The organism is Bradyrhizobium sp. 6(2017) (assembly GCF_011058295.2).
Taxonomy (GTDB): domain Bacteria; phylum Pseudomonadota; class Alphaproteobacteria; order Rhizobiales; family Xanthobacteraceae; genus Bradyrhizobium; species Bradyrhizobium septentrionale.
This window is the reverse complement of sequence record NZ_CP049289.2, coordinates 5414785-5439461: the sequence shown is the minus strand read 5'-3', so window position 1 is coordinate 5439461 and position 24677 is coordinate 5414785. Positions and strand designations below refer to the sequence as shown.

The 24677-nt window shown below is 64.2% G+C and carries 24 protein-coding genes; 20 read left to right on the top strand and 4 right to left on the bottom strand.

Annotated features, from left to right (window positions below):
* The first annotated feature begins 30 nt into the window (after nt 1–30).
* The 12 genes from G6P99_RS25505 (at nt 31) to fabZ (ending at nt 12599) form a co-directional block, all read left to right on the top strand.
* Nucleotides 31–558, top strand: a complete 528-nt coding sequence (locus G6P99_RS25505) for a DUF2846 domain-containing protein (protein WP_051346210.1) — start codon at nt 31–33, stop codon at nt 556–558.
* Between the two features lie 252 nt (nt 559–810).
* Nucleotides 811–1803, top strand: coding sequence for a 30S ribosomal protein S2 (locus G6P99_RS25500; RefSeq protein ID WP_035976768.1), 993 nt, complete (start codon nt 811–813; stop codon nt 1801–1803).
* 127 nt (nt 1804–1930) lie between these two features.
* Nucleotides 1931–2854 carry a translation elongation factor Ts gene (gene tsf / locus G6P99_RS25495; protein WP_165123811.1) on the top strand — a complete coding sequence of 308 codons (924 nt, stop codon included), beginning with the start codon at nt 1931–1933 and terminating at the stop codon, nt 2852–2854.
* Nucleotides 2855–2922: 68 nt separating this feature from the next.
* On the top strand, nt 2923–3639 hold the full coding sequence (pyrH, locus tag G6P99_RS25490) for a UMP kinase (RefSeq protein ID WP_029080798.1): 717 nt from the start codon (nt 2923–2925) through the stop codon (nt 3637–3639).
* 53 nt (nt 3640–3692) lie between these two features.
* Nucleotides 3693–4256, top strand: coding sequence for a ribosome recycling factor (frr, locus tag G6P99_RS25485; RefSeq protein WP_029080799.1), 564 nt, complete (start codon nt 3693–3695; stop codon nt 4254–4256).
* 21 nt (nt 4257–4277) lie between these two features.
* Nucleotides 4278–5036, top strand: a complete 759-nt coding sequence (locus G6P99_RS25480; protein WP_029080800.1) for an isoprenyl transferase — start codon at nt 4278–4280, stop codon at nt 5034–5036.
* On the top strand, nt 5033–5902 hold the full coding sequence (locus tag G6P99_RS25475; protein WP_029080801.1) for a phosphatidate cytidylyltransferase: 870 nt from the start codon (nt 5033–5035) through the stop codon (nt 5900–5902). The genes G6P99_RS25480 and G6P99_RS25475 overlap by 4 nt, the downstream gene beginning before the upstream one ends.
* 4 nt (nt 5903–5906) lie before the next feature.
* Nucleotides 5907–7133: a 1-deoxy-D-xylulose-5-phosphate reductoisomerase gene (gene dxr, locus G6P99_RS25470; protein WP_029080802.1), complete on the top strand. Its 1227-nt coding sequence runs from the start codon at nt 5907–5909 to the stop codon at nt 7131–7133.
* Between the two features lie 43 nt (nt 7134–7176).
* On the top strand, nt 7177–8328 hold the full coding sequence (rseP, locus tag G6P99_RS25465; protein WP_029080803.1) for an RIP metalloprotease RseP: 1152 nt from the start codon (nt 7177–7179) through the stop codon (nt 8326–8328).
* A gap of 175 nt (nt 8329–8503) precedes the next feature.
* Nucleotides 8504–11047, top strand: coding sequence for an outer membrane protein assembly factor BamA (gene bamA / locus G6P99_RS25460; protein ID WP_029080804.1), 2544 nt, complete (start codon nt 8504–8506; stop codon nt 11045–11047).
* 32 nt (nt 11048–11079) lie between these two features.
* Nucleotides 11080–12141 carry a UDP-3-O-(3-hydroxymyristoyl)glucosamine N-acyltransferase gene (gene lpxD / locus G6P99_RS25455; RefSeq protein WP_029080805.1) on the top strand — a complete coding sequence of 354 codons (1062 nt, stop codon included), beginning with the start codon at nt 11080–11082 and terminating at the stop codon, nt 12139–12141.
* Nucleotides 12141–12599, top strand: coding sequence for a 3-hydroxyacyl-ACP dehydratase FabZ (gene fabZ / locus G6P99_RS25450; RefSeq protein WP_029080806.1), 459 nt, complete (start codon nt 12141–12143; stop codon nt 12597–12599). Before lpxD ends, fabZ begins: the two co-directional genes overlap by 1 nt.
* 8 nt (nt 12600–12607) lie before the next feature.
* Here the strand turns inward: fabZ and G6P99_RS25445 are convergent, their stop codons facing one another.
* Nucleotides 12608–12931: a KTSC domain-containing protein gene (locus G6P99_RS25445; protein WP_029080807.1), complete on the bottom strand. Its 324-nt coding sequence runs from the start codon at nt 12929–12931 to the stop codon at nt 12608–12610.
* A 137-nt stretch (nt 12932–13068) separates the two neighbouring features.
* Between G6P99_RS25445 and lpxA the strand changes: the two genes are divergently transcribed.
* The 5 genes from lpxA to G6P99_RS25420 all read left to right on the top strand — a co-directional run bounded on the left by lpxA (nt 13069) and on the right by G6P99_RS25420 (nt 17036).
* Nucleotides 13069–13863 (top strand): acyl-ACP--UDP-N-acetylglucosamine O-acyltransferase, encoded by a 795-nt coding sequence (lpxA, locus tag G6P99_RS25440; protein WP_029080808.1) that lies wholly within the window; start codon nt 13069–13071, stop codon nt 13861–13863.
* 19 nt (nt 13864–13882) lie between these two features.
* A complete protein-coding gene (locus G6P99_RS25435) occupies nt 13883–14740 on the top strand; it encodes an LpxI family protein (protein ID WP_035976786.1) in 858 nt (285 codons plus the stop codon).
* Nucleotides 14740–15918: a lipid-A-disaccharide synthase gene (gene lpxB, locus G6P99_RS25430; protein ID WP_029080810.1), complete on the top strand. Its 1179-nt coding sequence runs from the start codon at nt 14740–14742 to the stop codon at nt 15916–15918. The genes G6P99_RS25435 and lpxB overlap by 1 nt, the downstream gene beginning before the upstream one ends.
* Before the next feature lie 117 nt (nt 15919–16035).
* The gene (locus tag G6P99_RS25425) at nt 16036–16695 is read left to right on the top strand and encodes an SRPBCC family protein (protein WP_029080811.1); all 660 of its coding nucleotides are present in this window, start codon (nt 16036–16038) and stop codon (nt 16693–16695) included.
* Nucleotides 16696–16700: 5 nt separating this feature from the next.
* Nucleotides 16701–17036, top strand: a complete 336-nt coding sequence (locus G6P99_RS25420; protein WP_029080812.1) for an ArsR/SmtB family transcription factor — start codon at nt 16701–16703, stop codon at nt 17034–17036.
* Nucleotides 17037–17069: 33 nt separating this feature from the next.
* Here G6P99_RS25420 and gltA read toward each other — a convergent pair whose 3' ends face one another.
* Both gltA and gltX read right to left on the bottom strand, forming a co-directional pair.
* On the bottom strand, nt 17070–18371 hold the full coding sequence (gene gltA, locus G6P99_RS25415; RefSeq protein ID WP_029080813.1) for a citrate synthase: 1302 nt from the start codon (nt 18369–18371) through the stop codon (nt 17070–17072).
* 160 nt (nt 18372–18531) lie between these two features.
* The gene (gene gltX, locus G6P99_RS25410; protein WP_029080814.1) at nt 18532–19953 is read right to left on the bottom strand and encodes a glutamate--tRNA ligase; all 1422 of its coding nucleotides are present in this window, start codon (nt 19951–19953) and stop codon (nt 18532–18534) included.
* A 165-nt stretch (nt 19954–20118) separates the two neighbouring features.
* Between gltX and G6P99_RS25405 the strand changes: the two genes are divergently transcribed.
* The 3 genes from G6P99_RS25405 (at nt 20119) to G6P99_RS25395 (ending at nt 22908) form a co-directional block, all read left to right on the top strand.
* Nucleotides 20119–21801 (top strand): glutamine--tRNA ligase/YqeY domain fusion protein, encoded by a 1683-nt coding sequence (locus G6P99_RS25405; protein WP_165123808.1) that lies wholly within the window; start codon nt 20119–20121, stop codon nt 21799–21801.
* Nucleotides 21802–21836: 35 nt separating this feature from the next.
* Nucleotides 21837–22223, top strand: a complete 387-nt coding sequence (locus tag G6P99_RS25400; protein WP_029080816.1) for a YybH family protein — start codon at nt 21837–21839, stop codon at nt 22221–22223.
* Between the two features lie 322 nt (nt 22224–22545).
* Nucleotides 22546–22908 (top strand): SPW repeat protein, encoded by a 363-nt coding sequence (locus G6P99_RS25395; RefSeq protein ID WP_029080817.1) that lies wholly within the window; start codon nt 22546–22548, stop codon nt 22906–22908.
* Nucleotides 22909–23246: 338 nt separating this feature from the next.
* Here G6P99_RS25395 and G6P99_RS25390 read toward each other — a convergent pair whose 3' ends face one another.
* Entirely contained in the window at nt 23247–24575 is a 1329-nt protein-coding gene (locus G6P99_RS25390) for an MFS transporter (protein WP_029080818.1), read from the bottom strand.
* Between the last annotated feature and the right edge of the window lie 102 nt (nt 24576–24677).

The following is a 24677-nucleotide window of genomic DNA, read 5'->3' as shown; positions in this document are numbered from 1 at the left end:
GTTACGCCCGTTGGAAATTCCGGGGGCGGGATGTTCGGACGTTACGCGGCCTTGCTGGCTGGTGTGTTGATGGTGTCGGGCTGCGTCAGCGATGGTGTCGGCGCCGACTATGCGGCGATCTCGCAGAAGTTCGGGCCGCCGAAACCGGGACATTCCCGCATCGTCGTGCTCCAGGAGAAGCGCAAGGGACTGAGCATGGCGCTTTGCGCCTGCGACGTGAAGCTCGATGGCGCGCCGATCGGCAAGGTCATCGTCGGAACCTATGCGTTCGCCGATCGCCCCGCCGGCCGGCATCAACTGGTCGCGAGCGAGCTGATGTTTCCCGGCGATACCGCGCACAACTTCGCGACCGAGCCGGGCCGCACCTACTTCTTTCTGGTGAGATCGAGTGAGCGGCATGACGCCGTCATGGGTGTGACGATGGTGGGAGGTTTGGTCGGTGCAGTCGTCGCATCGGCCGCGACTGCGACCGCCGGCAACCCCGGGCCGGCGGAATTCGTTGCACTGGACGAGGCGACCGCGCGCACGACGCTGGCGGACCTGCAATTGGCACAGTAGGGACGCACCTTGCAGGGGGCCTCGACCGGCCAGACCGGGTCAGTTTGGGCCAGAACGGCCCTGTTTCGGGGTTCAGAGGGTCGATCCGGCCGGCCTAACCGGCCGTATTTCCTTGCTTATGGCGCAAATCGCGCTATATACCGCGCCATCTCACACGGAAACATGGCTCTCAAAGGCCGTCCGGTGGCAACCGGGCCAGTCAGGCTCGTTTGCTCACACGTTTCCGGAGGAACCAACCGGAGAATTAGAACTATGTCGCTGCCCGAATTCAATATGCGTCAGCTTTTGGAAGCTGGCGTTCACTTTGGTCACCAATCCCACCGCTGGAACCCGAAGATGCAGGATTACATCTTCGGCGCCCGCAACAACATCCACATCATCGACCTCGCGCAGACTGTGCCGATGCTGCACCGTGCCCTGCAGGCGGTCAGCGATACCGTCGCCAAGGGCGGCCGCATCCTGTTCGTCGGCACCAAGCGCTCGGCGCAGGACGGCGTTGCCGACGCTGCCAAGCGCTCGGCGCAGTACTTCGTCAATTCGCGCTGGCTCGGCGGCACGCTGACCAACTGGAAGACGATCTCGGCCTCGATCAAGCGGCTGCGTCATCTCGACGACGTGCTCGGGTCCGGCGAAGCCAACTCCTACACCAAGAAGGAGCGGCTGACGCTGCAACGCGAGCGCGACAAGCTCGACCGCTCGCTCGGCGGCATCAAGGACATGGGCGGTCTTCCCGACATGATCTTCGTGATCGACACCAACAAGGAAGACATCGCGATCCAGGAAGCGCAGCGGCTCAACATCCCGGTGGCTGCGATCGTCGACACCAATTCGGACCCGAAGGGCATCACCTATGTGGTGCCGGGCAATGACGACGCCGGCCGCGCGATCTCGCTGTACTGCGACTTGGTGGCGCGCGCCGCCATCGACGGCATCTCGCGCGCTCAGGGCGATTCCGGGATCGACATCGGTGCGTCCGCGACCCCCGTGCAGGAAGAGCTCCCGGCGGCTGCACCGTCCGGCTTCCAGGGCCTTGCCGGTCCGCGCGGCACCGCCGACAACCTCAAGAAGCTCACCGGCGTGTCCGGTACGATCGAGAAGAAGCTCAACGACCTCGGCATCTTCCACTACTGGCAGCTCGCCGAGCTTGACCACGACACCGCGCACAAGATCGGCGAAGAAGTCGGTCTGCCGAGCCGTGCCGACGCCTGGGTCGCCCAGGCCAAGACGCTCGCCGAAGCGGAATAAGCGTTACGCGGCGTGGCCGGAACTCACCCGGCCGCCGCTTCTATTCCACGAACAACGATTTCCCTGTCGCTGACGGCGGCGCCATCGGGCGCCGCAGTTCCTGTGCAGGCAAGAAGGACATTGAACGATGGCAACGATCACAGCAGCGATGGTCAAGGATCTCCGCGAATCGACCGGCGCGGGCATGATGGATTGCAAGGCGGCGCTGACCGAGAACGACGGCGACATGCAGGCCGCGCAGGATTGGCTGCGCAAGAAGGGCCTCTCCAAGGCGGCCAAGAAGGCCGGCCGCGTGGCGGCCGAGGGCCTGATCGGCGCGCTGACCTCCGGCACCAAGGGCGTGCTGGTCGAGGTCAACTCCGAGACCGACTTCGTCGCGCGCAACGAGCAGTTCCAGGGCCTGGTCAAGATGATCGCCCAGGTCGCGCTGCATAACGCCGCCGATGTCGAGACGATCAAGGCGGCCAAGGTCGGCGACGTCACCGTCGAGACCGCGATCTCCGACGCCATCGCGACCATCGGCGAGAACATGACGCTGCGCCGCGCCGCTTCGCTCGAGGTGAGCAAGGGCGTGGTGTCGAGCTATGTCCACAACGCCGTCGTCGAGGGCGCCGGCAAGATCGGCGTGATTGTGGCGCTCGAGTCGGCCGGCAAGACCGACGAGCTCGCTGTGCTCGGCCGCCAACTCGCCATGCACGTCGCCGCGGCGAAGCCGCTGGCGCTCGATCCGGCCGGGCTCGATCCCGAGACCGTCAAGCGCGAGAAGGACGTGCTCGCCGACAAGTACCGTCAGCAGGGCAAGCCGGAGAACGTCATCGAGAAGATCGTCGATTCCGGCCTGAAGACCTACTACAAGGAGGTCTGCCTTCTCGATCAGGCCTTCATCCACGACAGCGGCAAGTCGGTTGCCCAGGCGGTGAAGGAAGCTGAGGGTAAGGTCGGCGGGCCGATCAAAATCGCTGGATTTGTGAACTATGCTCTCGGTGAGGGAATCGAGAAGCAGGAAAGCGACTTCGCCGCCGAAGTCGCGGCCGCCAGCGGCAAGAAGTAACCGCTGACACCAGGCGTCCGGCGCACGCGCCGGAAGCCTACCTGCGCGGATAGGAAAGCGATCGCATCATGGCTGAGCCGATCTATCGTCGCGTGGTGATCAAGCTGTCCGGCGAGTACCTGGCCGGCTCCCACGGCTTCGGGATCGATCAACCGACGGTCGACCGCGTCGCCGACGACCTGATCGCGGCCCGCAAGCTCGGCATCGAGGTCGCGGTCGTGATCGGCGGCGGCAACATCGTCCGCGGCGTCGAAGTCTCCTCACGCGGCGTGTCGCGGCCGACCGGCGACACCATGGGCATGCTTGCGACCATGATGAACTGCCTCGCGCTGGAGGCGGCGATCGAGCGCAAGGGGAGCCCGGCGCGGACCTTGTCGGCATTCGTGATGCCGGAGATTTCCGAGCTGTTCACCCGTAGTGCAACGCACAAATACCTCGCCGAGGGACGCATCGTCCTGCTCGGCGGCGGAACCGGTAACCCGTTCTTCACCACCGACACCACGGCCGTGCTGCGCGCGGCCGAGATCGGTGCGCAGGCGGTGTTGAAGGCCACCAATGTCGACGGCGTCTACAGCGCCGATCCGAAGAAGGACCCCAAAGCCAAGCGCTTCGACCGCCTGACCCATTCGCAGGCGATTGAGGGCGGCTACAAGGTCATGGACGCGACCGCTTTCGCACTTGCCCGCGAGACGTCGCTGCCTATCATCGTGTTCTCGATCGCGGAGCCCGGTTCGATCGGTGCGATTCTGCGCGGTACCGGACACGGCACGGTCGTCGCCGGCTGATTGCCGCGCCTCCGGGCGTCGACAGCCGGTTTCTAAGTGAAAGGGAGAAGGTCATGGCCGCAGCTGGTTTTGACATCAACGACGTGAAGCGCCGCATGCAGGGCGCCACGCAATCGCTCAAGCACGAGCTCGGCGGTCTGCGCACCGGCCGCGCCGCGGCCTCCATGCTGGAGCCGGTCCACGTCGAGGCTTACGGCTCGCATATGCCGCTCAACCAGGTTGCGACCATCAGCGTGCCGGAGCCGCGCCTGCTCTCGGTGCAGGTCTGGGACAAGACGATGGTGAAGGCGGTCGAGAAGGCGATCGTCGATTCCAACCTCGGACTGTCGCCGGCGACCGAAGGACAGGTGTTGCGCCTGCGGATTCCCGAACTCAACGAAGAGCGCCGCAAGGAGCTCGTCAAGGTCGCGCACAAATACGCGGAGGCAGCGAAGGTCGCCGTGCGCCATGTGCGCCGCGACGGCCTCGACGTCATCAAGAAGCTCGAGAAGAATCACGAGATCTCCGAGGACGATCAGGAGCGCCTGTCGAACGAGGTGCAGAAGGCGACCGACGGCATGATCGCCGAGGTCGATCAGCTGCTTGCCGCCAAGGAAAAGGAAATCCTGACGGTCTGAAGGCGCCACGGAAACCAGCCGATGTCGAACGCCGCCGCCCCAGCAACTGACGGACCGGATCGCTCCGGTGCTCCGTTGCATGTGGCGATCATTATGGACGGCAACGGGCGTTGGGCCGCTTCGCGCGGCCTGCCGCGCGTCGAGGGCCATCGCCGCGGCGTCGAGGCGCTGCGCCGCGTGGTGCGTGCGGCCGATGAACTCGGCATCGTCTATCTCACGATCTTCTCCTTCAGCTCCGAAAACTGGTCGCGGCCGGCGAGCGAGATCGGCGATCTGTTCGGCCTGTTGCGCCGCTTCATCCGCAACGATCTGGCGACGCTGCATCGTGACGGGGTGCGGGTGCGCGTGATCGGCGAGCGGGACGGGCTCGATCCCGACATCTGCGCGCTGCTCAACGAGGCCGAGGAGCTGACCCGGAACAACGACAAGCTCAACCTCGTGGTCGCCTTCAACTACGGTTCGCGGGCGGAGATCACTGCCGCCGCGCGGCGCCTTGCGCGCGAGGTCGCCGAAGGCAAGCGCGACGCCAATTCCATCGATGCCGACACGCTCGGCCAATATCTCGACGCGCCCGACATTCCGGATCCCGATCTGATCATCCGCACCAGCGGCGAGCAGCGTCTGTCGAACTTCCTGATGTGGCAGGCCGCCTACAGCGAATTGGTGTTCGTGCCGATTCACTGGCCGGATTTCGACAAGGCCGCGCTCGAAGGCGCGATTGCCGAATATGGCAAGCGCGAGCGCAGGTTCGGCGGCCTCGCTGCGAAAACCGGCTCGTGACCGAGGGCGAAGCCGCACCGGCGGCAGCAAGCGAGCAGCCAGCGGCAGCAAGCGAGCAGGGGTCGCGCAATCTCGTGATGCGCGTGGTCGCAGCGCTCGTGCTGGCGCCGATTGCGATCGCGCTGGCTTATATGGGTGGCGTCGCCTGGTCGCTTCTGGTGACGCTGGCGGCGGTCGGATTGTTTGCCGAATGGCTAACGGTTACCGGACTTGGACGCGAGCTCCGCGTCGTGGTGCCTGGCGTGGTCGCGCTGCTGCTCGCCGGACTTGGCCTGATGGCGGGCCGGATCGATGTGGCCCTGATCGTGCTCGCCGTCGGCGCCGTGGTTGTCGCCCTGACGTCGGGCGCGCGGCGCAACTGGGCCGTTGCGGGATTGCTCTATGCGGCGGGGGCCGAGGTCGCATCGGTGCTGCTGCGCCTGGATGCGGCGAAGGGCTTTGCCGCCTTGATGTTCGTATTGCTGATCGTGTGGGTCACCGATATCGGCGGCTATTTCGCGGGCCGCAGCATCGGCGGACCGAAGCTCTGGGTGCGGATCAGTCCGAAGAAGACCTGGGCCGGCGCCGTCGGCGGCTTCGTCGCGAGCCTGCTCGTTGCCGCAGGCTTTGCCGCCTTCGAGATCGGCACGACCGGGCCGCTGCTGTTGCTCGGCGCGGTGTTGTCGGTGGTTTCGCAACTCGGCGATCTCTTCGAATCCGCGGTGAAGCGGCGGTTCGGCGTGAAGGATTCGAGCCACATCATTCCCGGCCATGGCGGCCTCCTGGACCGCCTGGACGGATTCGTCGCGGCCGTCATTGTGGCGGCGATTTTCGGCTTTCTCCGTGGTGGCGCCGATGGCGTCGGGCGCGGTCTTATGGTTTGGTGATGAGATGAGCGCAGTTCCGTTGCGTAACAACAAGGCCGCGGCGGCAACCGCCGCGCGGACCGTGACCGTCCTCGGTGCCACCGGCTCGATCGGCGACAGCACCATGGATCTGCTGCGGGGCGCGCGCGACCGTTACCGGGTCGAGGCGCTGACCGCGAACAGCAATGTCGAGGGACTGGCGAAGCTCGCCAGGGAGTTCGGTGCGCGGTTCGCAGCCATTGCCGATCCCAAAAGGCTTTCCGAACTGAAGGACGCGCTCGCCGGAACCCGGATCGAATGCGGGGCCGGGGAGAGCGCTGTCATCGAAGCGGCCGCGCGGCCGGCCGATTGGGTGATGGCGGCGGTCAGCGGCGCGGCCGGACTGAAGCCGGCGCTTGCCGCGGTCGATCGTGGCGCCACCGTCGCGCTCGCCAACAAGGAGTGCCTGGTCTGTGCCGGCGACATCTTCATGGAGCGGGCCAAGAAGGCCGGCGCCTGCATCCTGCCGGCGGACTCCGAGCATAATGCGCTGTTCCAGGCGCTGGCTTCAGGCAATCGCGAGGAACTGACGCGGGTGATCATCACTGCGTCCGGCGGGCCGTTCCGCACCTGGGCCCCCGCCGAGATCGAGCAGGCGACGCTGGAACAGGCGCTGAAGCATCCCAACTGGAGCATGGGGCAGAAGATCACGATCGATTCCGCCTCGATGATGAACAAGGGCCTCGAGGTGATCGAGGCGTCCTATCTGTTCGCGCTGGCGCCCGACGAGATCGACGTGCTGGTGCATCCGCAGTCGATCATCCACGGCATGGTCGAGTTCTCGGACCGCTCGGTGGTGGCCCAGCTCGGCACGCCCGACATGCGGATCCCGATCGCGCACTGCCTCGGCTGGCCGGACCGCGTCGTCGGCCCGTCGGCCAAGCTCGATCTCGCCAAGATCGGCCAGCTCACCTTCGAGGCGCCGGATTTCCAGCGCTTCCCCGGGCTGCGGCTGGCCTATGAGGCGCTGCGCAGCGGGCACGGAGCGACCACGGTGTACAATGCCGCGAACGAGATCGCGGTTGCTGCGTTCATCGCCGGCAAGATCAAATTCGGTGCGATTGCCCGGCTGGTCGAGGCGACAATGAACGATTGGATCAGGTCGGGGAATCAGCCACCACTGCACTCGGCGGATGATGCGATTTCCGTTGACCATATCGCGCGAAATAAAGCTGCCGCCCTATTGCCTCAAATTGCCTTAAAGGCAACCTAGAGGGTTGGGGACGGAGCCTTTGGCTCTTGTCGAGGGAAATCGAATGCCAGAGTTTTTTCTTCATTATTTCAATGCGTTGAGCCACGGGCTCATTGGCTACATCGTTCCCTTCTTATTCGTCCTCACGATCGTTGTTTTCTTTCACGAGCTCGGCCACTTCCTGGTTGCGCGCTGGGCTGGCGTGAAGGTGCTGACCTTCTCGCTGGGGTTCGGGCCGGAGCTTGCCGGCTTCAATGACCGGCATGGCACGCGCTGGAAGCTCTCGGCGATTCCGCTCGGCGGTTACGTCAAGTTCTTCGGCGACGACAGCGAGGCGTCGACGCCGTCGACGGAGACGCTCGCCTCCATGACGCCTGAGGAGCGCCAGGGCAGCTTCCACCACAAGTCGGTCGGAAAGCGCACCGCCATCGTCGTCGCCGGTCCGGTGGCGAATTTCATTCTCGGCGCCCTGATCTTTGCGGGTATGGCGCTCTATTACGGCAAGCCGAGCACGATCGCCCGGGTCGATGGTCTGGTCGCCGAAAGCGTTGCCGCGAACTCAGGATTCAAGGTCGGCGATATCGTCGTGGACATCGACGGCAGCGCTATTCAGAGCTTCGCCGACATGCAGCGGATCGTAGCTTCGAATGCCGGTTCATCTCTTGGGTTCAAAGTGAAGCGGGATGGCCAGATTGTCTCGCTGACCGCCACGCCGGCGCTCAAGGAGGTCAAGGACCCCTTCGGCAATGCCCACCGAATCGGCGTGCTCGGAATCGAGCACAAGGCTCAGACTGGCGAAGCAACCAGCGCCTCGGTCGGCGTTCTGGAAGCCCTGAAAATCGGTGTCGAGCAGGTTTGGTACATCATTGCGAGCACCTTCAAGTTCCTCGGGTCGCTGTTCGTGGGAACCGGCAATCCGGGCGAGGTGAGTGGGGTCATCGGAATCGCAAAGCTGTCCGGTCAGGCCGCGAGCGCAGGTTTCCAGTTCGTTGTGAACCTTTGTGCCATCCTGTCGGTCTCGATTGGCCTCTTGAACCTGTTCCCGATCCCGCTTCTCGATGGCGGCCACCTGCTGTTCTACGGCGCGGAGGCGCTCCGTGGACGCCCGCTGTCGGAGCGGACGCAGGAGGTGGGTTTCCGAATCGGACTGGGTTTGGTCCTGATGCTGATGGTGTTTGCGACGTATAACGACATCCTCAGGATCGCCGGGTCCTAAAGCGGGCTTTTCTGTGGCGTTGCCAATGAGCAACGTGTTGGTACGAAAATGGAAATGTTCGGCTGTAGTAAGTTTGCCCCCTTGGCAAATTTGGTTACAAGCTGGGCGGTAGATTGGGAATCTGTCGGGGCGTTGGGGAACGATCCGGCATCGCTAAGATAAGGGCGCGCAGCGCATGATGTTTGGAATGCGAGTGAGGGGGGGGCTGTTCGCCGCCTTGGTCATGTTCGCCGTGCCGGTGGCTGCCACCTTGGCGGCCGTAGCTGTTTCTGCGCCTGCGTATGCGCAGACCGTCGATTCGATCACGGTGGAGGGGAATCGCCGCGTCGAACTCGAAACCATCCGCTCCTATTTCCATCCCGGACCGGGCGGTCGGCTGGGCCAGGCCCAGATCGACGACGGCCTGAAGGCGCTGATCGAGACCGGTCTGTTCCAGGACGTCCACATCGACCAGCGAGGCGGGCGCCTTGTCGTCGTCGTGGTCGAGAACCCGGTGATCGGCCGTGTCGCCTTCGAGGGCAACAAAAAGGTCAAGGACGAGCAGCTCACTGCCGAAGTCCAGTCCAAGCCGCGCGGCACCTTCTCGCGCCCGATGGTCCAGTCCGACGCCCTGCGCATCGCCGAAATCTACCGTCGCTCCGGCCGTTACGACGTGCGGGTCAATCCGCAGATCATCGAGCAGCCGAACAACCGCGTCGACCTCATCTTCGAGGTCAATGAAGGCGTGAAGACCGGTGTGCGGTCGATCGAGTTCATCGGCAACAACGCCTATTCGGCGTCCCGCCTGCGCGACGTCATCAAGACCCGCGAATCGAACCTCCTGAGCTTCCTCGGCGGCAACGACGTCTACGACCCCGACCGGGTCGAGGCCGACCGCGACCTGATTCGCCGCTTCTACCTCAAGAACGGCTATGCCGACGTCCAGGTCGTCGCCGCGCTGACCGAATACGATCCCGACAAGAAGGGCTTCCTGGTTACCTTCAAGATCGAGGAAGGCCAGCAATATCGCGTCGCTGCCGTCAACTACACCTCGTCGATCTCAACGCTCGACCCGAACGCGCTGCGTACCTACTCGCGCGTCAATGTCGGCTCGCTCTACAACGCCGAGGCGCTGGAGAAGTCGGTCGAGGAAATGCAGATCGAGGCGTCGCGCCGCGGTTACGCCTTCGCGGTCGTGCGGCCGCGCGGTGATCGCAATTTCGACAATCACACGGTGTCGATCACCTTCGCGATCGACGAAGGACCGCGCACCTATATCGAGCGTATCAATGTCCGCGGTAACAGCCGCACCCGCGACTACGTGATCCGCCGCGAGTTCGATATTTCCGAGGGTGACGCCTACAACCGCGCGCTGGTCGACCGTGCCGAGCGCCGGCTGAAGAACCTCGACTTCTTCAAGACGGTGAAGATCACCACCGAGCCAGGCTCCTCCAGCGATCGCGTCATCCTGATCGTCGATCTCGAAGAGAAGTCGACCGGCGACTTCTCGGTGTCGGGCGGTTACTCGACCACCGACGGCGCGCTGGCCGAAGTCAGCGTCTCCGAGCGCAACCTGCTCGGCCGCGGCCTGTTCGCGAAGGCGTCGGTGACCTACGGCCAGTATGCGCGCGGCTACTCGTTGTCGTTCGTCGAGCCCTATCTGCTCGACTACCGCGTCGCGCTCGGTCTCGACTTCTATCAGCGCCAGCAACTGTCCAACAGCTACATCGCGTACGGCACCAAGACGCTGGGCTTCAGCCCGCGGCTCGGCTTCAGCCTGCGGGAAGATCTCTCGTTGCAGCTGCGCTACTCGATCTACCAGCAGGAAATCACGCTGCCGTCGACGCTCGACAATTGTAACAACGTGCCATTTCTCGCTGACGGCGTGACGCCCAATCCCGCGTTCAATCCGAGCCCGGCCTATGCGAACCTGAACGGGATCAGCCTGGTGTCGACTAACGGGCTGGGCTGCTACTTCGACGGCGAAGCCTCGCTGCCGGTTCGCAAGGAGCTGGCGGGCGGCAAGACCCTGACCTCGGCGCTGGGCTACACGCTCAACTACAACACCCTCGACAACAACAAGAACCCGACTGACGGTCTGATCGTCGACTTCAAGCAGGACTTCGCCGGTGTCGGCGGCGACGTCAGCTACATCAAGAGCGCGATCGACGCGAAGTATTACACCCCTCTGGTCTCTGATATCGTCGGCCTGATCCACGCCCAGGGCGGCATCTTGAACCAGCTCGGCAGCACCGAACTTCGCATGCTCGATCACTTCCAGATGGGACCGAACCTGGTCCGCGGCTTCGCGCCGAACGGCATCGGTCCGCGTGACATCAATCCCTACGGTACCCAGGACGCGATCGGCGGCACCAAGTATTGGGGCGTGTCGGCGGAACTGCAGATGCCGTTCTGGTTCCTGCCGAAGGAAGTTGGGCTCAAGGGCGCGGTCTATGCCGACGCCGGCGGGCTGTACGACTACAAGGGCCCGACCTCGTGGACGGCAACCGGCGAAGTCAACGTGCCCGGCTGTATCAAGCCGACGAATAACCCGCCGACTCCGGGCACCTGCCTTGGCCTGTCGTTTGACGACAGCAAGGTTGTCCGTACCTCGGTCGGTGTCGGCCTGATCTGGCAGTCGCCGTTCGGTCCGCTGCGCTTCGACTACGCAGTGCCGCTGAGCAAGGGTGCGTATGACCGCGTGCAAGAATTCCGGTTTGGCGGCGGTACGACGTTCTAAGACCGATTGCCGACCGGACTGCGACGGATGGAATGGCGCAGCCGATCTTCTTCAAGAGTCCCCCTTCGTCAACGCTGGCTGAGATCGCCGCGCTGACGAAGGCGCATCTGGTCGACCCCGCGAGGGGCGCGCACAAGATCAGAGGGCTGGCCTCGCTCGACGAGGCCGGTCCGATGCATCTCGCCTTCTTCGACAATCTCAAATATGCCGACCAGCTTGCGGCGACCAAGGCCGGCGCGTGCCTGGTCAGCCCGCGCTTCGAGGCGCAGGTTCCCAAGGGCACGGCCGTGCTGCGGGCCAACAAGCCGTTCCAGGTCTTCGTCGAACTCGCCCGCGAATGGCACGCCGATGCGCTGCGGCCGCGATCCTGGTTCGATACCGAGGGCATCGCACCGTCGGCGATCATCGACCCCACCGCGCGTCTTGAGGACGGCGTCATCGTCGATCCCTTGGTCGTGATCGGCCCGCGGGTCGAGATCGGCGCGGGCACCATCATCGGCGCCGGCGCGGTGATCGGGGCCGACGTCAAGATCGGCCGGGACTGCAATGTCGGCGCCAAGACCACCATTCAGTTCGCGCTGATCGGCAACAACGTCCTGATCCATACCGGCTGCAATATCGGCCAGGACGGCTATGGCTTCATCTTCTTCGGGCCGGCGGGCCATGTGAAAGTGCCGCAGACCGGCCGCGTCGTGATCCAGAACAATGTCGAGGTCGGCGCCGCCTCGACCATCGACCGTGGTTCCCTGCGCGACACGGTGATCGGCGAGGGCACCAAAATCGACAATCAGGTCCAGATCGGCCACAATGTGACCATCGGCCGGCATTGCCTGCTCGCGGCCCAGATCGGGCTCGCAGGCAGCCTGACGATCGGCGACAACGTCGCGCTCGGCGCCAAGGTGGGAATCAATAACCACCTCAAGATCGGCGACGGTGCCCAGGTGACGGCGATGAGCGCGGTCAAGGACGACATCCCACCCAACGGCCGCTGGGGCGGGCATTTTGCCAAGCCGACCAAGCAGTGGTTCAGGGAAATCATCGCGGTGGAGCGGCTGGCGCGCGACAACGAAACGAAGGGCGAGGGGAAGGAGTGATGGAGGAGGCACCGGTCAAATTCGAGCTGGTGGATATCAACGATATCCTCAAGACGCTCCCGCACCGCTTTCCGATGTTGTTGATCGATCGGGTCGTCAAGATCCGCACCGACTACAGCGGCATCGGCATCAAGAACGTCACCTTCAACGAGCCGCCGTTTCAGGGGCATTTCCCGGACCGCCCGGTTTATCCCGGCGTGATGATGATCGAGGCGATGGCCCAGACCGCCGGCGTGATCGGCATCAAATCCGTCGAAGGCACCGAGAAGCCGCGCGCGGTGTATTTCCTCACCATCGACAAGTGCAAATTCCGCAAGCCGGTGATGCCCGGCGACACCATCGAGTACCACATGCGCTCGCTCGGCCGGCGCAAGACGATGTGGTGGTTTCACGGCGATGCCAAGGTCAACGGCCAGGTCGTCGCCGAAGCCGATGTCGGTGCGATGCTGACGGACTAACAATCACGTCAGGACGTTCGGCAGACATATCGGCCGTCTGCACCTGCGATCCGCAACACGCGATTGAGGAAGACGCCCATCGACGGCGCGTTCATCAGTGCGTCGAAGGTCTCAGTGGGCACGCCGCAATAGTGCTGGTAGCTGCCCCTGACCGCGACCAGCAGCGCGCGCTCGCCTGCGCTGTAACAGACCCGCTGGACGATCGTGCTGCGATTGATGTCGCGGCATTCGAAGCTCGAGAGGTCGACGGTCGTGCTGTTGCCGAGATCGACCGTCTCCGGGCCGATCGGCGCAGAGAGCAGGCTGAGGATCAGCGCGGCGGCCCGGACCATGAATCGGTTGCGACCTTCTCGTTTGCAACAGGTCGTCATCATACGTCACTGGACAGGGCAGGCAAAGTCGCGCTAACGACCGCCCAACTGACAGCATAGCGCTTTGGCGCCATTAACGAATTCCGGACCTGAACTGCATGAGCATGATCGACCCCACTGCGCGAATTGCGGATGGCGCTGTGATCGGGGCCGGCACCGAGATCGGTCCGTACTGCATCATCGGCCCCAATGTCGTGCTCGGCGAGAACTGCAAGCTGATCGCGCATGTCACGATCAGCGGGCATACCAGGATCGGCGCCGGCTGCGTCATCTCGCCGTTTGCCGCGCTCGGCGGACCGCCGCAGGATCTCAGCTATCGCGGCGAGCCGACCCGTCTCGAAGTCGGCGAAGCCTGCACGATCCGCGAGGGCGTGACGATGAATGTCGGCACGATCAAGGGCGGCGGGCTCACCCGCGTCGGCGATCGCGGCTTCTTCATGAACAACAGCCATGTCGGCCATGATTGCATAGTCGGCAATGGCGTGATCTTCGCGACGTCGGCGACGCTCGGTGGCCACTGCGAGATCGGCGACTTCGTCTATATCGGCGGCCTGTCGGCGGTGCACCAGTTCACCCGCGTCGGTTCGCAGGTGATGATCGGTGGCGTCTGCGGCGTGCGCGGCGACATCATCCCGTTCGGGCTCGCCAACGGCCAATACGCGGTGCTCGAAGGCCTCAACATCATCGGCATGCGGCGCCGCCAGTTCACCAAGTCGCGGCTGGCGGCGGTGCGCGCGTTCTATCAAAAGCTGTTCCACGGCCCCGGCATCTTTGCCGAGCGGCTGGCCTCGGTGCAGCCGCTGGCGGCAGAGGATCCCGCGATCGCTGAAATCCTCGCCTTCATCGAGGGCGGCAAGCTCCGGCCGCTCTGCCTTCCAGCCGACACTGATTGAGCATCGGATGGCCGCCAGCATGACGTCAGCGGCTCCCTCGCTTTCCTCGCCGGTCGGCGTCATCGCCGGCGGCGGCGCCATGCCGTTCGCGGTTGCGGATTCGCTTACCGCGCGCGGCATAACGCCGGTGCTCTTCGCGTTGCGCGGCGCTTGCGATCCCGCGCGCGCGCAGCGCTTTCGTCATCGCTGGATCTCGGTCGGCCAGCTCGGGCGGGCGACCCGGCTATTCCGCGATGAAGGCTGCCGCGACCTGATCTTCATCGGCACCCTGGTGCGTCCCGCGCTGTCGGAGATCCGGCTCGACTGGGGCACGCTGCGCCTGCTCGGCCATGTCGTGCGCGCGTTTCGCGGCGGCGACGATCATTTGCTGTCGAGTGTCGGCCGCATTCTCGAGCAGCAGGGATTCCGCATGGTCGGAATCAAGGATGTCGCACCCGATCTCCTGATGCCCGAGGGCGCCGTGACGCGCACGACGCCGGACAGCGCTGCGCTTGCCGACATCGCGCGCGGCCGCGGCGTGCTCGACGCACTCGGCCCGTTCGACATCGGCCAGGCGGCGGTGGTGATCGACGGGCACGTGGTTGCGGTCGAGGATATCGAAGGCACCGACGGGCTCTTGGCGCGGGTGGGGCGGCTGCGCGCCGAGGGCCGGATTCGCGCCAAGGCCGGCCGCGGCGTGCTGGTGAAGGCGCCGAAGAGCAGCCAGGACCTGCGCTTCGATCTGCCGACCATCGGTCCGCGGACGGTTGAGGGCGCGGCCGCGGCCGGCATCGCCGGCATCGCCGTGATCGCCGGCAACACGCTGGCCGCCGAACCGCAGGCCCTGATCGAGGCCGCCGACGCCAGGGGGCTCTTTGTCATCGGACTGGCGGGCTGATGCAGGCGCGCCCTCCCAGCACGCCCCGCAAGGTCTTCCTCATCGCGACCGAGGAATCCGGCGATCGGCTCGGCGCGGCGCTGATGAAGGTGCTGCGCCAGCGCCTCGGCGATGCCGTGAAATTCTCCGGCGTCGGCGGCCGGGCGATGACAAGCGAGGGCATCACGTCGCTGTTCCCGATCGAAGAGCTCTCGATCATGGGCTTTGCCGCCGTGGTGAAGCAATTGCCGAAGATTTTGCGATTGATCCGCCGCGCCGCCGATGCGGTGCTCGCTGATGCGCCCGACATGCTCGTCATCATCGACAGCCCGGACTTCACCCACCGCGTCGCCCGCCGTGTCCGCGCGCGCAATCCTGATATCCCGATCGTCGACTACGTCTCGCCGTCGGTGTGGGCGTGGCGGCCGGGCAGGGCGCGCGCGATGCGAAGCTATGTCGATCACGTGCTCGCGCTGCTGCCGTTCGAGCCTGAGGAATATCGCAAGCTTCAGGGACCACCGTGCAGCTATGTCGGCCATCCCCTGACCGAGCAATTCGCCTCGCTGCGGCCGAACGCGGAGGAGCAGAAGCGGCGCGACGCCGAGCCGCCGGTCCTGCTGGTGCTGCCGGGCAGCCGCCGCAGCGAGATCAGGCATCATCTGGCGCTGTTCGGCGCGGCGCTCGGTCAGCTCGGCAAACAAAGATCGTTCGAGCTCGTGCTCCCCACGATGCCGCATCTCGAGGCAATGGTGCGCGAAGGCATCGCGTCGTGGCCGGTCGTGCCGCGGCTCGCGGTCGGCGAGACCGAGAAGCGCGCCGCATTCCGCGTGGCGCGCGCCGCGCTCGCCAAGTCGGGCACCGTGACGCTCGAGCTCGCGCTGTCGGGCATTCCGATGGTGACGGCCTATCGCGTCGGCGCCGCCGAAGCGTTCATCCTGCGCCGTGCGATCCGGGTGTCGTCGGTGATCCTCGCCAATCTCGTGATCGGCAGCGAGATCATCCCGGAATTCCTGCAGGAGGACTGCACGCCGGAGAAGCTCGCGGAGGCGCTGGGCGAGGTGCTCGCGGACACGCCCGAGCGTCTGCGTCAGCTCGTGGCGTTCGCGACGATGGATGCGAAGATGTCGACCGGCGACCAGCCGCCGAGCGTCCGTGCGGCAGACATCGTGCTGGCGACGATGAACGGGCGGCCGGGCTAATCACCGACAACGAGCTTGCCTGCGGCGGCATCCCGCCACGGCGGTTCCGCTTGCATTGTAAAATTAGGGTGGACTAATATTAGCTAAAGCTAATATTATGCAACCAGGGAGCCGCCCATGAAGATCGATCCGGTCGCCTATGTCGGAGCCGTCGTTCGCGAAGTCGCCGTCCGGGAACGCGACGGCAAACCGGCGCGGGCTGTCATCGCGACCCGCAGCTACGACACCGACATTGCGGATCTCTGGGACGCGCTGACCAATCCTGAGCGCATTCCGCGCTGGTTCCTGCCGATCTCCGGTGATCTGAGGCTCGGTGGCCGCTATCAGTTCCAGGGGCAAGCGGGCGGCGAGATCACGACATGCGAGCCGCCGCGCCGGCTCGCCGTGACCTGGGAGGCGATGGGCGCCGTCAGCTGGGTCACGGTGAGCTTGTCCGACGATGGCGCCGGCGGCACGCGGCTCGAACTGGAGCATCTCTCGGTCATCGAGGGTGACTTCTGGGATCGTTACGGACCGGGTGCGGTCGGCGTTGGCTGGGACCTCGCTTTGATCGGGCTCGCCCTCTATGTGGCCGCAGGCCCCAGCGGGGAATTCGATCGCGCCGGCGCGGCGGCCTGGCCCGGTTCTGACGACGGCAAGGATTTCATTCGCCGCAGCAGCGCGGACTGGTGCATGGCCTCGATCAAGGCGGGCACGGCAGAAACCGCTGCGCGCAGGGCGGCGGCCAACACGACGGCGTTCTATTGCGGCGAGCCCGAGTCGGGCGGCGGAGGCTAGCGGCCGTGCACGCCTTCGACATCCTCGGCGATCCCGTTCGCCGGCGAATCCTGGAGCTGCTTGCGACCGGCGAGCACAGTTCGGGCGACGTCGTTGCCGTCGTGCAACGCGAATTCGGCATCACCCAATCGGCGGTCTCGCAGCAGCTGCGGATACTGCGCGACGCCGGTTTCGCGACGGTGCGGGCCGATGGCACGCGCCGCATCTATGCCGTGGAGCCGGCGCGGCTGCGCGAGGTCGATGACTGGCTCGACCGGTTCAGGGCCTTCTGGCTGCCGCGCCTCGATGCGCTGGCGACCGAAGTTGCGCGGGGCAAACGAAAACGGCGCCATCGGGAATGATGGCGCCGTTCCGTATTCTCTTGAGAATGAAGCTTACTTGCGCTTGTCGATCGTCACATAGTCGCGGCGCGCCACGCCGGTGTAGAGCTGGCGCGGACGGCCGATCTTCTGCTGCGGATCCTCGATCATCTCGCTCCACTGGCTGATCCAGCCGACGGTGCGGGCGACCGCGAACAGCACGGTGAACATCGAGGTCGGGAAGCCCATCGCCTTCAGCGTGATGCCCGAATAGAAGTCGACGTTCGGGTAGAGCTTGCGGTCGATGAAATAGGGATCGCTGAGCGCGATCTTCTCGAGCTCGAGCGCGACCTTCAGCATCGGGTCGTCGCCATGGCCGGTCTCGGCCAGCACAGCGTGACACATCTTCTGCATGATCTTGGCGCGCGGATCATAGTTCTTGTAGACGCGGTGACCGAAGCCCATCAGGCGGACTTCGCTGTTCTTGTCCTTCACCTTGGCGATGAACTCGGGAATCTTGTCGACCGATCCGATCGAGGACAGCATGGCGAGCGCCGCTTCGTTGGCGCCGCCATGGGCCGGGCCCCACAGGCAGGCGATGCCGGCCGCGATGCAGGCAAACGGGTTGGCGCCGGAAGAGCCGGCGATACGCACCGTCGAGGTCGAGGCGTTCTGCTCGTGATCGGCATGCAGGATGAAGATCTTGTCGAGCGCGTCGGCGAGCACCGGGTTGATCTTGTATTCCTCGCAAGGCACGCCGAAGCACATCTGCAGGAAGTTCTCGGCGAAGGACAGCGAGTTCTTCGGATACATGAAGGGCTGGCCGATGGTGTACTTGTAGGCCATCGCCGCCAGCGTCGGCACCTTCGCGATCATCCGCATCGAGGCGATCATGCGCTGCCGCGGATCGTTGATGTCGGTGGAGTCGTGGTAGAACGCGGCGAGTGCGCCGACGGCAGCAACCATGATCGCCATCGGATGGGCGTCGCGGCGGAAGCCCTGGAAAAAGCGGGCCATCTGCTCATGCACCATCGTGTGATGGATCACGCGATGGTCGAAATCCTTCTTCTGCGCCGGGGTCGGAAGCTCCCCGTAGAGCAGCAAATAGCAGGTTTCGAGGAAGTCGCCGTGTTCGGCGAGCTGCTCGATCGGATAGCCGCGGTATTCGAGGATACCGGCGTCGCCGTCGATGTAGGTGATCTTCGACTGGCAGCTGCCGGTCGAGGTGAAGCCGGGGTCGTAGGTGAACACCCCGGCCTGGCCGTAGAGCTTGCCGATGTCGATGACATCAGGCCCAACCGTGCCGCTCAGGATCGGGAAATCGTAATTCTTGTTGCCGATGGTGAGTGTGGCTGTCTTGCTGGATTTTGCGTCCATCGCGATATCCCCGATGAATTCGTTGCGAAAACCGACCTTGCCCAGTCGCTAATTTGCGGCCCGTGGCGGGGCGGAACGGCTTGTGAAGAAAGCGTCCGGGGATGGGTAGCTCATTGCAATGTGCGCTGCAAGATGGACCCTGGAGGGGGTCCATGCAGGATCACGTCGCCTGATCGGCGAGACGGGCAAGGCACTCCTGGCGTCCCAACACGGCCAGCACGTCGAATATACCAGGCGATGTCGTCCGTCCCGTCAGCGCCACCCGCAGCGGCTGGGCGACGGCGCCGAGTTTCAGGTTGTTCTGCTCGGCGAAATTCCGCATGGCGGTCTCGGTGGTTTCCGCCGTCCAGTCGTTCACGACTTCCAGCGCGGTGCGCAGCCGGCCGATCAGCGCGCGCGTTTCCGGCGTCAGCAGCGCCGCCGCCTTCGGATCGAGCTCGAGCGGACGATCAGCGAAGATGAAGTAGGCGCCGGAGATCAGCTCGATCAGCGTCTTGGCGCGCTCCTTCAGGCTCGGCATCGCCCGCAGCAATTGCGCGCGGGTGGTGGCGTTGAGCTTGGCCTTCAGCGCGGCGCCGTCAGGAACATAATCCAGCACGCTCTCGAACTGGGTCACGAGGGATTGATCGTCGCTCTGGCGGATATAGTGGCCGTTGAGGTTTTCCAGCTTGGCGAAATCGAACCGCGCCGCCGAGCGGCCGATGCCCGAGAGATCGAACGCGTCGATCATCTCCTGGGTCGAGAAGATCTCCTGATCGCCATGGCTCCAGCCGAGCCGCACGAGGTAGTTGCGCAAGGCGGCCGGCAGATAGCCCAGCGCGCGATAGGCATCGACGCCGAGCGCGCCATGGCGCTTCGACAGTTTCGAGCCGTCGGGGCCGTGGATCAGCGGGATGTGGGACATGCTCGGCAGCTCCCACTCCAGCGCGTCGTAGATCTGCTTCTGACGGGCGGCGTTGATGAGGTGGTCGTCGCCGCGGATGATGTGGGTGACGCCCATGTCGTGGTCGTCGACCACGACCGCGAGCATGTAGGTCGGGGTGCCGTCGCCGCGCAGCAGCACGAGGTCGTCGAGGTTCTCATTCTGCCAGACCACACGGCCCTGGACCTGATCCTCGATCACGGTCTCGCCGGTCTGCGGCGCCTTGAGGCGGATGGTCGGCTTGATGCCTGCCGGGGCCGTCGCCGGATCGCGGTCGCGCCACATGCCGTCATAGAGGCGGGTGCGGCCCTCGGCGCGGGCCTTCTCGCGCATCGCGGTGAGCTCTTCCGGCGAGGCATAGCAGTAATAGGCGCGCCCGGCGGCGAGCAGGCTTTCGGCGACCTCGCGATGGCGGGCAGCGCGGCTGAACTGGTAGATGACGTCGCCGTCCCAATCGAGCTCCAGCCACTTCAGGCCGTCCAGGATGGCGTCGATCGCCTCCTTGGTGGAGCGTTCGCGGTCGGTGTCCTCGATCCGGAGCAGCATCTTGCCGCCGAGCTTCCTGGCGTAGAGCCAGTTGAACAGCGCGGTGCGGGCGCCTCCGATATGGAGGAAGCCGGTCGGTGAGGGGGCGAAGCGGGTAACGACGGAATTGGTCATGATCAAGCGAGACGTATGCGGGAACGGCGGTGGTGTATAGCAGGAACCGGACATAACTAAAGCTTTGGTTGACGTTTTGCCCGCCAAACCAGGCTCCAAACTAGGCTTGGCCCGACCGCGCGAATTTGGCAGAAGGTTGAGCTGACTCCTCCAGGGAACCCTTTGATGACGACTGATACGGCGACGGCAGAGGCAGGGCGCGACTTCATCCGCGACATCGTCCAGGCCGATCTCTCCTCCCACAAGCACAACCGGATCGTGACCCGTTTCCCGCCGGAGCCGAACGGCTACCTGCATATCGGCCACGCCAAGTCGATCGCCCTGAATTTCGGCATCGCCCAGGAGTTCGGCGGCCAGTGCAATTTGCGCTTCGACGACACCAATCCGACCAAGGAGGAGCAGGAGTACATCGACTCCATCCAGGCCGACGTCCATTGGCTCGGCTACGATTGGGGGACCAACCTCTTCTTTGCGTCTGATTATTTCGAGCGCCTGTACGATTGGGCCGAGGGCCTGATCAAGGCCGGCCACGCCTATGTCGACGATCAGTCGCAGGAGGAGATCCGGCTGTCCCGCGGCACGCTGACCGAGCCCGGCAAGGATTCGCCGTTCCGCGACCGTTCGGTCGAGGAGAACCTCGACCTGTTCCGCCGCATGAAGGCTGGCGAGTTCTCGAACGGCGCCCGCGTGCTCCGCGCAAAAATCGACATGGCTGCCGGCAACATCAACCTGCGCGATCCTGTGCTGTACCGCATCCTGCACGCCCACCATCCGCGCACCGGCGACAAATGGTCGATCTATCCGAGCTATGACTACGCGCATGGCCAGTCGGACGCGATCGAGGGCATCACCCATTCGATCTGCACGCTGGAGTTCGAGGATCACCGGCCGCTTTATGAGTGGCTGCTGGACAAGCTGCCGGTGCCGTCGAAGCCGCGGCAGTATGAAATGGCGCGGCTCAATTTGACCTACACGCTGCTGTCCAAGCGCGTGCTGACCCAGCTGGTCCGCGACGGCCACGTCTCGGGTTGGGACGATCCGCGCATGCCGACTATTGCCGGCCTGAAGCGGCGCGGCGTGCCGCCGGCTGCGGTGCGCGAATTCATCAAGCGCATCGGCGTCGCCAAGGCCAACAGCGTGGTCGATGTCGGCATGCTCGAGTTCTGCATCCGCGAAGAGCTGAACCGCACCGCGCTGCGCCGCATGGCGGTGCTGCGGCCGCTCAAGGTCGTGATCGAGAACTATCCGGAAGGCCAGGTCGAGGAGATCGAGGCGATCAACCATCCGGACAATCCGGAGGCCGGCACCCGCAAGATCGCCTTCGGCCGCGAGCTCTATATCGAGCGCGACGACTTCATGGAGAACCCGCCGAAGAAGTTCTTCCGCCTCTCGCCCGGCAACGAGGTGCGGCTGCGCTATGCCTATTTCATCAAGTGCACCGGCGTGGTGAAGAACGACGCCGGCGAGATCGTCGAGCTCCGCGCGACCTACGATCCCGCGACCAGGGGCGGCAACGCGCCCGACGGCCGCAAGGTGAAGGCGACGATGCACTGGCTTCCAGCGGCGCAGTCGAAGCCGGCGGAGATCCGCATCTATAATCAGCTGTTCGCCAACCCGAGCCCGAACGCGGCGAATTTCGCCGCCGACCTCAACCCGCAGTCGCTGGAAGTGCTGACCGATGCGCGGGTTGAGCCGGCGATTGCCGAGAGCAATTCACCCGACGTGATGCAGTTCGAGCGGCAGGGCTATTTCGTGCGCGATGCAGATTCGACGCCGGACAGACTGGTGTTCAACCGCACCATCGGCCTGCGCGACACCTTTGCCAAGGAAGTCGGTGGCAAGGGTTAGCGCAGTCCGGCGCGGATCACAGACGGAGGCGATCGATGCCTGACGAAGCCGACGATATCGCCTCCGCCATCATCGCAAGATGGTCCGCGGGTTTCAGCAAGCTCAATGCGGAGACGCTTGCTGCGCTCTATTCGCAGCACGCGTTCTTCTTCGGCTCGAACCCGACACTCTATCGCGGCCGCGACGGCGTGAAGGCCTATTTCAACGGCCTGCCGCGCTGGGACGCACCGCGCGTGCAGTTCAGCGATGTCAGAACCGAAAAGGTGAATGACGGTCTCGTCAACATGGCTGCTATCGCGTCCTTCTTCCTCAACGGCGATGCGCCTTCGCTCGCCGTCAAGATCACCTGGGTGATCGCGCGCGAGGACGGCGACTGGAAGATCGCCTGCCACCACGTCTCGTCGCAGACGCCATTGATCTAGGCTTCACGCTGGAACGTGACACAAAGTCGAGGGCCGGCGGGCCCTCGTAGTGAGGGAGAGTACGTACGCAGAGCGGTGCCGGGCGTCGTGCGCCTCGCGGCTGCCGCTCATCCAGCGATCTTGCACCCAACTTGCAGGCTACCTGGATCGTGCTGCATCGCGAGGCGGGACCAAGGTCGTAGGCTGTGGCGAGCGGCTTCCGGGCGAACGGACGGCAGCATGGTCGTCGGCTCGCGGATCAGCAGCGGCAACACATCGCAGGTCGGATAGATGCTTTTTTGTCCCCGCCGCACCATGTCTTCGGAAGAAGGAGGTGAGGATTATGCGCATTCAACACTGGCAGGATGCTGCCAGCCTGTTGGTGGGCGTCTGGCTAGTCGCCTCGCCGTTTGCACTGGGCTTCTCCGGGGCAGCTCTCTGGATTTCCATCGTGCTCGGATTGGGCGTCGTGCTGTTTGCCGTGGAGGCATTCATCATTCCGTCCTATCTGGAGGAATGGGGCGAGATGCTGATGGGCTTGGCTCTGGTGTTGGCACCCTGGACGTTCAGCTACGAACAGGGATCGGTCACGACGAGCAGCGTGCTCGCCGGCATCGTGGTGATCGTGCTCGCTTGCTGGGAGCTGACGATGGATCGTGATTTCGCCACCTGGTGGCACGATCGCTGGCATCACCGAGTTGGCTGAGAGAAAGCCGACTGAAACGTTGGTCTGACCGCAAACCGCTGGCGGCCGGAGAGGTTGGAATTGCGTGGAGCACGATCCCCTCCAGGCCGCGTTGACGTAACGCGGATGCAGGCTCTGCCGCAAAATCACGCCGGAGACGGCGAGTACGGGACGACTCAGAACCATCGTCCCGCACTTGCTGGAAGGCGGCCATGGCTCTTGCTGCAGGGCAGAGCGTTTTCGAGCGAAGTGGATACCGTTTCGCGTAATGAAAACGCGTCAAAACAAGATTCTAGAGCCCCGTTCCAATTCCATCGGAACGGGAAATGCTCTAGTCGCCCCTCAGCAAGGTCGCTCCGTCACGACGCGACTCTCGCCTCGATCTGTTCCCAAATTCTGGTCTTGCGTGTCTCCGGCATGATGAAGAGGGCGATCACGAAGCACACCGCGGGAACCACAATCGGGTAGATCAGCGCGTAGCCGATGCTGCCGGTCGCTGCGAAGGCAGCTGATGTGATGAACGGCACCAATCCGCCGCCCCAACCATTGCCGATATGATACGGCACCGAGACCGAGGTGTACCTGATCCTGGCCGGGAAGAACTCCGCCAGGAACGCGCCGACCGGTCCGTACACCATCCCGACGTAGCAGACGAGGATGAAGATGATGAAGACGGCGACCGGATAGTTGATGTGTCCCGGCTGCGTGACCATGCCGAGCCAAAGATACAGCGGATAGTAGGTGATCGCGGCAAGCAGCATTCCTCCGAGGATCACGGATTTGCGGCCGATGTGATCCGACAGCCAACCAAAGAAGATCAGGCTCGGCGTTGCGATCAGGAGCGCGGTTCCGACGATGTAGGCCGAGGTAATCGAATCGACCTTGGAGACCTGCTGCAGGAAGTACAGTGCCCAGAATTGACCGCTGTACCAGACCACGCCCTGTCCGATCAGGACGATGATGGCGATCAAGATGTACTTGATGTTGGGGCCGAGGAACGCTTCCCGCCAGGGATTCCTGGTCATCTGTCCGCGTGCCTTGATCTCCTGGAAAATCGGCGTCTCCTGGAGCTGGAGGCGGATGTAGATGGCGATGGCCACCAGCAGGAACGAGACCAGGAACGGAACGCGCCACGCCCATTCGTCAAAGGCCTGATTGCCGGCCCAGGTCCGGGTCAGAACGATCACGGCCAGCGACACCACGATCCCGAGCGTCGGCGAGGTTTGTAGCCAGCCCGTGTAGTAGCCGCGGCTGTCGTCCGGAACATGCTCGGCGACATAGGTGATGGCGCCGCCATATTCGCCGCCCAGGCATAGACCCTGGATCATCCGCAAGCCGAACAGAAGGAATGCGGCCGTCAGGCCGATCGACTCATAAGTTGGGATCAGTCCGATCGCTCCCGTTCCCAGGCCCATTCCGGTCAGCGTAATCAGGAATGTATATTTGCGGCCGACCCGATCGCCCATCCATCCGAACAGGAAGGCCCCCAGCGGACGGATCAGGAATCCCGCAGTGAACAGCGCGATCGTGCTCAGCAGGGCTGCGACGGGGTGGGATTGCTCAAAGAACTTGACCGACAGAACTGCGGCCAGGCTGCCAAAGATATAAAAGTCGTACCATTCAATGATGTTTCCCACTGACGCAGCGACAATCACGCGACGAAAATCGCTCGGTACTTGAATTGCCATGTGCTGCTCCTATTAAATGCAAACGCTACTCCTCGCGTTTTTTCAGCGATTGATCCGCTCGCGGAGTGCGCGTGGTGCACGGCGTTACAGGCGAAATTTGCG